This window comes from Sphingopyxis terrae subsp. terrae NBRC 15098 (assembly GCF_001598815.1).
GTDB classification, from domain to species: Bacteria; Pseudomonadota; Alphaproteobacteria; order Sphingomonadales; family Sphingomonadaceae; genus Sphingopyxis; species Sphingopyxis terrae.
Window position 1 is genome coordinate 96,837 of record NZ_BCZQ01000014.1, and the last position, 14,288, is coordinate 111,124.

At 65.4% G+C, this 14,288-nt stretch carries 1 protein-coding gene; it reads left to right on the top strand.

Going from position 1 to position 14,288, the window contains the following annotated elements; genetic code table 11:
- Nucleotides 1-444 precede the first annotated feature (444 nt).
- Nucleotides 445-14,079 carry an autotransporter-associated beta strand repeat-containing protein gene (locus STE01S_RS20000; RefSeq protein ID WP_062767214.1) on the top strand — a complete coding sequence of 4,545 codons (13,635 nt, stop codon included), beginning with the start codon at nucleotides 445-447 and terminating at the stop codon, nucleotides 14,077-14,079.
- Nucleotides 14,080-14,288: the final 209 nt, after the last annotated feature.

Genomic DNA, 14,288 nt, shown 5'->3' on the forward strand with positions numbered 1-14,288 from the left:
CACGACGCCGCGGCGATGGAGGTCATCGCGTAGCACGATGTTACCCGGCCTCAATCTCTCATATCGATACGGTAACACACTCCCAATTCACTGCAGTTCGGTAACCTTCTGATAATAATTTAATTTATATCAGGGTTTCGGCAGCGGTCCGGGATTTCCGTGAGATCGGCCACACCGGGGTTCCGCAGGGGATTGATCCGCAGTTGCGTGCAATCGTCAGCAAACCTGCAAGGTTCAAGGAGTGCGGAAGCTCGCCATATGGAGTGCCCCGCGACCTGAACAAATAGGGGGGCAAATGATCTGCGACCGCGGGATTCTGTCCGCCGCCTTCGGGCTCACTCACGCACTTGCGCACCCGTTGCGCCTTCTCCCCAAAGTTAAACGACTGCCGCCAACCTCCCCAGCCCGCCTGCCCGGCGAGCCATTTGCGTTCAAGGAAAGCTCATGACCGATAACAGCATGAACCGTGGAAACGTCAGCAATGCGCGAGCCCGGTCGCGGCGGCTTCTTTGTGGCGCATCGCTCGCGGCAGTCCTCGCCGCCGTGCCGCTCGCCGCGCACGCCGAGGATCGCTACTGGGACGCCAATGGCACCGCTGTCGGTTCGGGCGGAACGGGAACGTGGGATCTCGTCAACCTCAACTGGAGCCCCAATGGCGATGGCGTGAGCGGCCCTTTCGTCGAGCCGTGGAACAACGGCGATCTCGACAATGCGATTTTCGGCGGCACCGCGGGGACGGTGACGGTCGGTCAACCGGTTACCATCGGCAACATCACCTTCAGTTCGGCGGGTTATGCGCTGAACGGCAGCACGATCGCGCTGGGCGGGGCCAATGCGACCATCACCACCGCAAGCGGAACCAGCACGATCAATTCGGCCCTCGCGGGATCGAACGGCCTTATCAAGGCAGGAAATGGCGCATTGGTCCTGAACGGCGTCAACAGCTTTGCCGGCGACATCAATATCAATGCGGGCAGCCTTTATGCCGCCGCCGACAGCGCGCTGGGCGCGGCAGGCAACAATATTTTTACAGCCGCCGCCTCGAACGTCCGGCTGTCGATCGGCGGTGCTAGCACCGCGCGCACCGTCACGATCGGCACTGGCGGTAATCTGATCCTCGAAGGCGCGGCTGCGGGCGCGGCGCGGATTCGCGGTGACGGATCGGTGCAGCTTGCCGCGAGCGGCGTTACGATGAGCAACGACCTCAGCGACTATACCGGGCGTACCATATTCCAAGGCTGCAACGGCGTGTGCTCGACGCGTTTCACCTCGATCGGAAATCTGGGCGAAGCAAGCTCGCTCGGTGCGCCGGTGACGGTGGCGGACGGCACGATCGTCTTCAATCAGCAGAGCCAGTACAGCGACAGCATTATCTATCTTGGCGACGGCGACAGTTCGAACCGCAATTGGGATATCAACGGCAATGCCGCCCAGATCCGCAACCAGGGGACGGGCACGCTCGAGATCACCGGTGACGTCGATATTTCGACAGGCGGATCGTTCAACGCCGAAACTGCGGACATTCGCCTGCTCGGCGTGCTCAGCGGCGGCGCCTATGGTTTCGCCGCGTCGGCCGGACACACCGTCGAGCTCGGCGACGCGAACAGCTTTTCTGGCCAGGCGACGCTCGCGGGCGAAATTCGTCTGGGCAAACTCGCCGACATCGGCAGCGAAAGTTCGCTTGGTGCGGGCACGACGATCGCGCTGAGCAACGGCACGCTACGCTATGACGGAGCGGGCGACGCCAGCAACCGCGAGTGGCTGGTCAACGGCGCGGCGAACGCGATCCAGAACGACGGCACAGGCGCACTCGACCTGTCGGGTGCGCTTGCGTTCAACGCCGCAAACCCCAATCCCGACACGCTGACACTGAGCGGCAGCTATGCCGGAACAAACAATTTTTCGGGCGTGATTTCGGGCAATGGCAATATCGTTGCCAACGGCGCCGGCACGTGGGTGCTCGGCGGCGCGAATGTTCAGCGGGGAACGGTCACCGTGAACGCCGGCACGCTCCGCGCCGGCGTTGCCGGTGCCTTCGGCAACGCGACGGGCTTCATCATCGACGGCGGCACGCTCGACCTTGGCGGCTTCGATCTCGTCGCGCCATCGCTTGCGGGAAGCGGAGGAACGGTCGCGCTCGGCGCTGCGACGCTGACGGTTAAGGCAGCGGCTGCGCAGAGTTTCGGCGGGGTGATTGCGGGCAGCGGCGGGTTGACGAAGGCGGGCGCGGGAACGCTGACGTTGACCGGCGTGAACAGCTATACCGGCGCGACGACGATCTCTGGCGGCAAGCTCGCGCTCGACTTCACTGGCGCTGGCGGGCCGGGGTCCGATATCATTTCGTCGGCGTCGCAGTTCGTCCTGTCGGGCGGCAACCTCGACGTGCTCGGTGCGTCGGGCGAAGCGAACAGCCAGGCATTCGGCGGCACGACGGTCAGCGCGGGCAGCAATACGCTGCGCGCGGTCGATGGCGCGGGCGGATCGATGAACCTGAACCTGGGCGCGCTCGGCCGCACCGGCGGCCTCGTCAATTTCGTGCTGCCCGGTGCGGGCGCGATCACCACGAGCAATCTCGACGGCGTCCTCGGTGGCTGGGCGACGATCAACGGGTCGGATTATGCCAAAATCGTTGGCGGCAATGTCGTGGCGTTCGACGCGACCGACTATAGCGACAAGGACGATGCCGGGACGTGGACGACCGGCGATATTGTCAGCGATGCAGCGGGTGCGGCGAATTCGCCCTTCTTTGGTACCATTGGTGGCGATGTTTATCTGGCGGGCCTGCGCTATGCCGCCGCCGCGGCATCGACGGTCACCATTGGCGCCGCGAATACGCTGGGCGTCGATGGCACGATCATCGTCGCGCCAAGCGTTGGAACGGCCAACCAGACGATCAGCGGCGGACAGCTCACCAGCGGAATCGCTGGCGGCGCGCTGGGCATTCAGCACAATGGGGGCGGCACTTTTACCATCGGCTCGGCGATCGTCGACGGCACCGGGGTGACCGCATTTGCGAAGGGCGGCACCGGCCGCGTCGTGCTGTCGGGCACCAACAGCTACACCGGCGCGACGACATTGACTGACGGGGTGCTCCAGATTTCCAGCATCGCGAATGGCGGCGCCGCGTCGAATATCGGTGCATCGTCGGCATCGTCGTCGAACCTCGTGATCGAGGGCGGGACGCTGCAATATACCGGCGGCACGGCGACCAGCGACCGGGGCTTCACGCTGGTCAACGGCGGTACTACGCGAACGATCGATGTCACTGCGACCGGCGCCGACCTGACCTTTGCGGGCGTTGTCACAAGTCCGGACGATGCAGGATTCACCAAGACCGGCGCGGGTACGCTGACGCTGACCAACGCCGGGAACGATTATGTCGGCGTGACGACGATCGCGGGCGGGACGCTGGCCATCGGCACGCTGACCGATGGCGGTACGGCACGCGGGATCGGCGCGGCAAGCAATGCGTCGGCGAACATCGTTCTTATGAACGGTGGACAGCTTCGCTACACCGGCGGCACGGTCGCGACCGATCGCGGTTTCACGCTTGCCGCCGGCAACGGCCGGATCGACGTCGCACAGGCGGGCACCGAACTGACGATCGGCGGCGTCGTGGCGGGTTCGGGCAATAATCTGGTCAAGGACGGCGTCGGCACGCTGATCCTCAGCGGCGCCAACACCTACACCGGCGACACGATCGTGACCGCCGGGACATTGCGCGCGGGATCGACGCAGGCGTTCGGCCCGGGCGGGCGCTATATGACCGTCGATGCAGGCGCGACGCTCGACCTTGGCGGCTATGACATCAACATCGCCGCGATCATCGGCGGCGGTACCGTCGATCTGGGCGGAAACACGCTGATCACTGCAGGCGGTCCGGGAATTTTTACCGGGCGCATCACCGGCACCGGCGGCTTCACACGCGGCGGCGGCAGCTATACTCAGACGATCAGCGGCTGCAACAACGACTATACCGGCGTGACTACGATCATGAGCGGGCTCGCGGTCGACTGCATCGCCGACGGCGGGCAGGCAAGCGCGATCGGCGCTTCGGCGGCGGCGGCGTCAAACCTTGTTTTTGCAGGCGGCACGCTGGCTTATACCGGCGCCAGCACTTCGACCGATCGCGGTTTCACACTGACCGGCAATGGCGCGATCAACGTGGTCGATGCGGGAACAACGCTCGAATTTTCGGGAACTGTTACAGGCACCCGCCAACTCGCCAAGGACGGCGCAGGGACGCTGCTGCTATCGGGAACGAACAGCTCGACGGGTACGCTGCGCGTCGTCAATGGCACGGTTCGCGTCGGATCGAGCACCGCATTGGGCGCGGGCCCGGTCTCGCTCGACAATACGGCCGGCGTCCTGCTCGACCTCGACGGATATGACAATAATGTCCTTTACCTGATCGGCGGCGGCACGCAGGGCGGCAATATTGCGCTCGGCGGAGCGACGCTGACGATCAATGCAGGCGGCAGCGCCTCCGCCGTTTATGGCGGGGCGATCTCGGGAAGCGGCGGGCTGGTCAAGAATGGCGGAAGCTATCAGGAGCTTTCTGGCTGCGCGAGCAGCTATGACGGCGCAACGATCATCAACGCCGGCACGCTGGCGGTTGCCTGCCTCGAAGACGGCGGCGCGAATAGTTCGATCGGCGTGTCGTCGAGCGCGGCGAGCAACCTGGTCCTGAACGGCGGCACGCTGCAATATGTCGGAACGGGCGGAGCGACCGACCGCCAGTTCACGCTCGGCGCCTCGACGACGAGCCGGCTGAACGCGTCGGGCACCGGCTCCATTGCCTTTACCCACGCCGGGCCGATCACCTTTTCCAATGCGAACACCGCGCAGATGCTGACGCTTGGCGGCACCAACACGGGCGAGAATATTCTCGCCGCACAAATCACGAACAATGGATCGGGCATCACCCGCCTGACCAAGACCGACGCGGGCACTTGGGTGCTGACGAACGCGGGCAGCACCTATACCGGCGTCACGACGATCGGCGGCGGCGTCCTCGGCGTCGACAAACTGGCCGACGGCGGCGTGGCGAGCAGTATCGGCGCGTCCTCGGCCGCAGCGTCGAACCTGGTCATCGGTAATGGCTCGACGTTGCGCTATACGGGCAGTGGCGATACCACGAACCGCCTGTTCACCCTGTCGGCGGGCGTCACCTTCATCGAATCGTCGGGCACGGGCGCGATCGTCTTCACCGATACGGGACCGGTCACGCTAACGGGCAATAATCAAGCGCGCACGATCGCGCTGGGCGGCATAAACACCGACAACAACACGCTGGCGGGATCGATCGGCAATGCCGGGTCGGGCATCACGACGCTCGCAAAGAATGACAACGGCACGTGGGTGCTGACTGGCAATCACAGCTACACCGGATCGACCAACATCAATGCCGGGACGCTGTTCGTCGGCGGGGGCGGCACGACGGGTTCGATCGCAAGCGCGCTCGTCAACAATTTCGGCGCGCTCGGCTTCGATCGCAGCGACCTGCTCGCCTATGGTGGACAGATCGTCGGCACCGGATCGTTGCGGCAATCGGGGACGGGCACGATCGTCCTCACTGGTACCAACAGCTATACCGGCGGCACGACGATCGAAGCGGGTACGCTTCAACTGGGCGATGGCGGCACGAGCGGCAGCATCGTCGGCGATGTCGCCAACGATGGTGTGTTCGTGTTTGATCGGTCGGACCTCGTGACCTTTGGCGGCATCGTCTCCGGCGGCGGCTCGGTAGAGCAGGTCGGTAGCGGCACGACGGTGCTGACCGGCGCCAACAGCTATGCCGGCGGTACGTCGATCCTTGGCGGCATCCTGCAGGTTTCAGCCGACGCCAATCTGGGCGCCGCCGCGGGCGGTCTGACCTTCTCGGGCGGCACGCTGCGCACGACCGCCTCCTTTGGAAGCGCACGCAATGTCAGCCTGACAGGGGCGGGCGCGATCTCGACCGACGCGGGAACCACCTTGACGCTGGATGGCCTTGTTTCAGGGGTGGGCGGCCTGACCAAGTCGGGCGCAGGGGTATTGGTGCTCAGCGGAAACAACAGCTATGCCGGTACAACCAATGTCAATGCCGGGACGCTGCGCATCAATGGCGACCAGTCGGCGGCGACCGGCCTCGTCACCGTTGCGTCGGGCGCGAGGCTGGGCGGGAACGGGACGATCGGCGGATCGGTCAACATCCTCGATGGCGGCATCCTCGCGCCGGGCAACAGTCCCGGCACGCTCAATATCGACGGCAACCTGACGCTCGCGGGCGGTTCGGTCCTGAACTTCGAATTCGGCGAAGCGGGCGTCGCGGGCGGCCTGCTCAACGATCTCGTCAATGTCGGCGGCGACCTGACGCTCGACGGCACGATCAACGTCACCGGGTCGAGCGGCGGCTATTTCGGCGGCGGCATCTATCGTGTGTTCAACTATGCCGGAACGCTCACCGACAACGAACTCGAGTTGGGGTCGCTACCTGCAGGGAGCGACGTTACCGTCCAGACGTCGGTCGCCGGCCAGGTCAATCTCGTCAACAGCGACGGCCTGTCTCTAAGTTTCTGGGACGGTGACGCCGGTCCCAAGTTCAATGACGCCGTCGACGGCGGTGACGGCAGCTGGCGCCTTGGCGGCGCCGACAACAATTGGACCGGCGCCGACGGCAGTATCAACGCGGCCTATGCCGACGGCACCTTTGCGGTGTTCGCCGGGGCGCCGGGCACGGTGACGGTGGACAATAGCGGCGGTGCAGTCACCGCCACGGGCATGCAGTTCGCGGCGGACGGCTATATAGTTGATGGGGCGCCACTGACGCTGATCGGGCCCGAATCGATCGTGCGCGTCGGCGACGGCACCGCGGCGGGCGCGGGCTTCACCGCGACCGTCGGCGCCGACCTCACCGGAACGGCGCAACTGGTCAAGACCGACGCCGGTACGCTCGTACTGACCGGCGCGAACAGCTACTCCGGTGGTACGCGGATCGAAGGCGGCGTGCTTTCGGTCGCCGACGATAGCTTCCTTGGCGATGCCGCTGGCGCGATCACGCTCGACGGCGGCACCTTGCGGATGACCGGACCCAGCTCGGTCAGTTCGCACAGCTATATATTGGGCGCGAACGGCGGCGCAATCGACATCGCCAATGCCGCGACTTCCAACGGCATTGGCGATGCGCTCACGGGTAGTGGCGGGCTGACCAAGCTCGGCGCCGGCTCGCTCGCGCTCTTTGGCGAAAACACCTACACCGGCGGAACGACGATCGAAGCCGGGACGCTGCAGATCGGCGGCCTTACCGGCACGACCGGCTCGATCGCCGGCGACGTGGTCAACAATGGCCGTCTCGTCTTCAATCGCTCGAATGCCTACACCTATGGAGGCTCGATCACCGGCACCGGCATCGTTGCGGTCGCTGGCACCGGCGTGACGACATGGACCGGCAACAGCAATTATGGCGGCGGGACGCTTGTCAACGGCGCCGGCGGAGAGCTGCGTATCGTCGGGGGGGCGAAGGTCACCTCGGGCGGCGCCACGACCCTGGGCCGCTCGACGCTCAGCATCGATGGTGCGGATACGCTATTCAGTACGGACTTCATCGGCGGCAATATCGCTTTCAGCGGCTCGGCGATCGTGAATGTCACCAACGGCGGCACGCTCGAGCTCCGGACCGGCGACATAAACCTGCGCGCCCTGACGACCATTTCGACTCAGATCAACGTCACCGGCGCGAACTCGCTGGCCGATGTGGCTGGCGGGATATTGGGAAGCACCAGCTTCAACGCGCCCTTCAGCCTGACCGTCGGTGCGGGCGGGACATTGCTGACCGGCGGCGCGAGCCAGATCGGCACCGCGACGAGCAGCACCAACGCCCTTGCGGTTGCGATCACCGGCGCAGGGTCCAACTGGACGAGCACGAACGCGCTGTTGATGACCGCGGGCGATTTCGTGGTCGATCAGGGCGGCGCAGCGCGCTTTACCTCGGCAACATTCGGAGCCGCGCCGCAGGCCGCAAGCCTGACCGTATCGGGCGCCAGCTCCAGCTTTTTCACGACGGGCGACCTCGTCATCGGCAGCGGCAGCGGAACCGGCGCGCTGACGCTGGCCGACGGCGGCGGGGTCGATGTCGGCGGTACGTTCGTGCTTGCCGACGGTGTCGCGGCGACGGGTATCCTCAACATCGGCGGTGCCGAGGGCGCGGCCGCTGCCGCGGCTGGCGTGTTCGACGCCCCGACGCTCGCCTTCGGCAGCGCGACCTCGCGCGTCAACTTCAACCATATCGATGCGGACTACATGTTCGCCGCCGCGATGTCAGGCGCGGGTTCGCTCAACCAGATCGCGGGTACGACGCGTCTCACGGGCGACAGTTCGGCCTTCGCAGGCACGACTACGGTAGCAGGCGGTACTTTGCTGATCGACGGCACCCTCGGCGATGCGACCAGCCTCGTCAGCGTGGCGACCGGCGGCACGATGGGCGGTATCGGGACGATCGGCGGCAATGTCGATATTCTGGACGGCAATCTCGATCCGGGCGACATCGGTGGAGCGCCGGGCAGGCTCACCATCGCCGGCAATCTGACACTTACGCCGGCCGCGACGCTCAACGTCGACTTCGGCCAGGCGAATGTCGTCGGCGGTCCGTTCAACGACCTGATCGAGGTGGGCGGCGATCTGACACTGGACGGAATGCTCAATGTCGCGGTTTCGGCCGGAGGCAGCTTCGATCCGGGGATCTATCGCGTCATCGATTATGCCGGGACGCTGATCGACAACGGCCTGTCCGTCGATCCTGCCTATTTTGTACAGACATCGGTCGCGAATCAGGTCAATCTGGTCAACACCGACGGACTCGCGCTTCGTTTCTGGGACGGCGCGGACGGCATCCGTAACGACGGGGTCGTAACCGGCGGTGATGGCGTCTGGCAGAATGTTTCGGGGAACGATAATTGGACGCTCGCCGACGGCTCGGTGAACGCGCCGTTCCTCGACAGTGCCTTTGCCGTTTTCCAGGGTGTGGGCGGCATGGTCATGGTCGATGATGGCCTTGGCGCGATCAATGTCGCGGGCATGCAGTTCGCGAGCGACGGTTATGTCGTCGACGGCGACGGCATCGCGCTGGTCGGCCCCGAATCGGTGATCCGCGTCGGCGACGGGACGGCCGCCGGGGCGGGGTATAGCACGACGATCGCTTCCGCTTTGCGCGCCTCGGGCGACCTCGTGAAAACCGATCTTGGCACGCTGGTGCTTACGGGCGCGAGCAGCGTTGCCGACGATGCCTATGTCCGGGCCGGAGGATTGCGGCTTTCGGCGGGCGGCACGCTGGAGAGCTTCAACGGCTTGATCGGGGTAGACAACGGCGAGCAGGCAGCGGCGACGGTCACCGGGGGCGACGGCGCCGGCAATCGGTCGACCTGGGCAGTCGGCGCCGAGCTGGTCGTCGCGTACAACGGCATCGGAACGCTGACCATCGCCGATGGTGGCCTGGTGTCGAGCGCTTCGGGTACCATTGGCCTCGACGCCAATGGTGTCGGCGAGGCGCTGGTAACCGGCGCCGGTTCGTCGTGGGAAAACGGCGGGCGGATCAACGTCGGTCTCTCCGGCTCGGGCACCCTGCGAATCGAAGACGGTGCGACAGTTTCGAGCAACGACGCTATCGTCGGGGGGAACGGAAACGGTAATGTCGTCATTTCCGGCGCCGGGTCGACCTGGGTCAACTCCCAGCAGTTGAACATTGGCAGTTTCGGCACAGGGACGATGCGCATCGAGGACGGCGCGAGCGTCACCAGCAACCAGGGCTATATCGGCGCGAACGCCGATGGCAGCGTCACGGTGACCGGCGCAGGCTCGAACTGGCTGGTGACCGACTTTTCGATAACCGTCGGTAACGAGGGCGCGGGGGCGCTGATGATCGACGACGGCGGACGCGTGCGCGCCGAAGGTGGCTTCTCGCTTGGTATTACAGCGGCATCAAGCGCAAATGTGACGGTGCAGGGAACGACCGGCGACGCAGGCATCCTCGAAACCAGCCAGATTGGCGGCGGTCTGGGCGCGATCAGTTTCTCGCTCGACGGCGGCGTGCTGCGCGCGACGGCCGACAATGATGCCTTCTTCGTCGGTTTCGACACGCACGACATCGTGCTTGGCGCAAATGGCGGCCTTATCGATACCGACGGCCATGACATCGGCATCTCGCCGCGCTTCGTCGGGACGGGCAGCCTGACCAAGAACGGCCTCGGCACGCTGACCCTGACCGGGGCGAGTGACTATTCGGGCGCGACGCTGGTCAACGCGGGAACGCTGATCATCGACGGCGATCAGTCGGCGGCGACGGGCCTGACGACGGTGTTCGCGGGCGCCACGCTCGGCGGTACCGGGGTCATCGGCGGCAATGTCGACATGCGCGACGGCGCGACGCTCGCGCCCGGCACGAGCGCAGGCACGCTGGCGATCATTGGTGACCTGTCGCTCGCGAGCGGTTCGATCCTCGCTTATGAATTCGGTCAGGCGAATGTCGCGGGGGGCGCTCTGAACGATCTTGTCGCGGTCGGCGGCGATCTGGTTCTGGACGGAACAATCAATGTTACGGCATCGGCGGGCGGCACCTTTGGTCCCGGCATCTACCGCGTGTTCGATTATGGCGGCGCACTCATCGACAATGGGTTGACGCTGGGAACAATCCCCGGCGGCGCCACCGGGGTTTCGGTCCAGACCGCGATCGCGGGCCAGGTGAATCTGGTCAACGCACAGGGCCTCGCGCTCAGCTTCTGGGATGGCGCGGCCGGACCCAAAAATGATGGTGTGCTCAACGGCGGTGACGGTGTGTGGCGCGTCGGGGGTGGCCTCAACAACTGGACCGACGCGGACGGTTCGATCAACGCCGATTACGCGCAGGACAGCTTCGCGGTCTTCGCGGCCGCACCCGGCACCGTCACGATCGACAACAGTGGCGGCAACAATGTCCTCGCCTCGGGCATGCAGTTCGCGAGCGACGGTTATGTCGTGACCGGTGACATGCTGACGCTGACCGGCGCGCAGGCGATCATCCAGGTCGGCGACAGCAGCGCCGCGGGCGCGAGTTATACCACGACCATCGACGCACGGATCGCCGGAACCGCGCAGTTGCTCAAGACCGACGTGGGCACGCTCGTGCTGACAGGCTCCAATAGCTATAGCGGCGGGACGCTTATCAATGGCGGGACGATCCGGATCGGCAGCGATGCCAATCTGGGCGACGCGAGTGGCGGGTTGTCGATCGGCGGCGGCACGCTCCATACCACGACCGATATTGTTTCGGGCCGCACGCTGACGCTGATTGGCGATGGCGTGTTCCGCAGCGATACCGGAACCACGCTGACGCTGACCGGCCCGGTCGGCGGTGCTGGTGGCCTGGTCAAGGCGGGCGCGGGTACACTGGTGCTCGGCGGCGCTGGTTCCTTCGCCGGCGAGACGACGGTCGAAGCGGGCACGTTGTTCGTCAACGGCGACTATTCGGTGGCGACGGGCGGGACAAGCGTCGCCGCGGGCGCGACGCTGGGTGGCACGGGGACGATCGGCGGCAATGTCGACTTCGCAAGCGGGGCCACGCTGGCGCCGGGCGCGGGCGGAACGGGCACGCTGACCGTCGGCGGCGATTTGTCGCTTGCGGCCGGAACCCAGCTCGATTTCGAATTCGGGCAGGCGGGCGTCGCCGGCGGCGCTCTCAACGATCTGGTCAACGTCGGCGGCGATCTGGTCCTCGACGGTGTGCTCAATGTCAGCGTTCCGGCGGGTGGCGCGTTCGACGTCGGCATCTATCGCATGTTCAACTATGGCGGCATGCTAACGGACAATGGCGTGACCTTCGGCACCATGCCGGCGGGCGCAAATACGGCCATCCAGACCTCGGTCACGGGTCAGGTCAATCTGGTCAATTCTGGCGGTTTGACGCTGAACTTCTGGGACGGTGGCGCCGGACCAAAGGCCGACGGCGTGATCAACGGCGGCGACGGCGTGTGGCAGAGCAGCGCGGGCAACAGCAACTGGACCGATGCGACGGGCAATCTCAGCGCGCCTTATGCCGATGGCGCCTTCGCAATTTTCGGTGGCACGGCGGGCACGGTCACGGTCGACAGCGCTCCGGGCGCCGTGTCGGTCACCGGAATGCAGTTTGCGACGAACGGCTATGTCATCACCGGCGACGCGGTCGCGCTCGATGGGGCGCAGGCGGTGATCCGGGTCGGCGACGGCAGCACGGCGGGCGCGAGCTCCGCCGCGACGATCGCGTCGGCGCTCACCGGCACGGCGCAACTGGTCAAGACCGACGCGGGGACGCTCGTCCTCGGCGGCACGAACAGCTATACTGGCGGCACCCAGATTATCGGTGGTACGATCCGCGTCTCGAATGACGCCAACCTCGGCGCAGCGAGCGGCGACCTTATGCTTGACGGCGGCAGGCTTGAAACGAGCGCCGACATTGTCAGCGAGCGCGGCATCGTGGTTGCGGGCGGCGGCACGATCGCGACCGCGGCCGATACGCTTTTCACCTACGACGGGCTATTCTCCGGCACGGGCGCGCTGACCAAGGATGGTGCGGGCACCCTGCTCGTCACCGGCGACAGCGGCAGCTTCGGTGGCGATACAATGATCACCGGCGGCACGCTGGCCGTGCAGGGAAGCCTCGGCGGTGCGGTCACCGTCGGCGCGGCGGGCCGTCTTGAGGGCGCTGGCCGCGTCGGCAGTCTGATCAATGCGGGGGTCGTCGCACCGGGCAGCGGCATCGGTTCGCTCACCGTGGCTGGCGACTATTCCGGCAACGGCGGCGTGCTCGAGATCGAGGCCGTACTCGGCGGTGATGCATCGGCGGCCGACCGGCTGGTCGTGAATGGCGCGACCTCGGGCAACACCCGGGTCGTGGTCATCAATCGCGGCGGCGTCGGGGACCAGACGGTCGAGGGGATCAAGATCGTCGATGTCGCGGGCGCATCGAACGGCAACTTCATGCTTGAGGGCGACTATCTGTTCGAGGGCGAGCAGGCGGTGGTGCTGGGCGCTTATGGCTACCGCCTCTACAAGAATGGGATATCGACGCCGCAGGACGGCGACTGGTACCTCCGCTCCGCGCTGCTCGACCCCGGCGAGAATCCACAAGGCCCGCTCTATCAGCCGGGGGTACCCGTCTATGAAGCCTATGTCGGCGCTCTGCAGTCGCTGAACCGGTTGCCAACCCTGCAACAGCGCGTTGGCAACCGTTCGTGGGCTGCTTCGCCTATCGCCGGCGCGGGTCTATGGGGCCGGTTCGAATCCGAACGCCAGCGCCCGGAAGCCGCGGCATCTACGAGCGGAGCCGACCGCAAACTCAACCAGTGGCAGGCGCAACTCGGGCTCGATGCCGTGCTGGCAGAGCGCAGCGACGGCGCGGTGCTCGTCGGAGGGGTGACCGCGCACTATGGCGAAACGGACAGCGCCGTGACGTCGATCTTTGGCAACGGTACCATCGCTACCCAGGGTTATGGCGTCGGCGCGACGATGACGTGGTACGGACCGCGTGGCCTCTATGTCGATGGGCAGGTCAAGGTCAGCTGGTTCGACAGCGATCTTGATTCGAATATTCTCGGGTCGCTGGCGCGCGGCAACAAGGGCGATGGCCATGCATTTGGCCTCGAGATCGGCAAGCGGACGCCGATCGGCGGCAATCTGTCAATCACACCGCAGATCCAGATGAGCTATGCAAAGGTCGATTTCGATCGCTTCCTCGACCCTTCGGATGCGGCCGTTTCGGTGGCAAAAGGGGAAAGCCTGTTGACCCGCTGGGGTCTGGCGATCGACCATCAGACCAGTTGGAAAGGCCGCGCCGGCGATACGCGCCGGACACATCTCTACACGGTGATGAACCTCAGCTACGAATGGCTGGACAGCGCGGTCGTCGACGTGTCGGGAACGCCGATCTACAACCGCGACCATCGCCTGACGGGCGAGCTGGGGCTTGGAGGCAGCTATAGCTGGGGCGCAGACCGCTTCACCCTCTACACCGAGGTGTCGGGCAATACAGCAATCGCCGACTTCGGCGCGGGCTACAGCCTGAAGGGCACCGCCGGTTTCAGAGTGCGCTTCTAAGAAAGAGGAATGATTCGAGAAAGCGGGCAGTTTTCTCCTCGCGACGTCATTTCTGAAGATTGGATCTCCACCTGCCGCCTGGGTACATCGAATGTCCGCTTTTCTCCATTCTCTGCGTGAAGCGGTCATTCCGCAATCGTTGAGAGTTTCGGACGCCACGAGGCACCGGAAAGTCTTCGATGCCCGAACCGCGGTGGTCATGAGCCGAG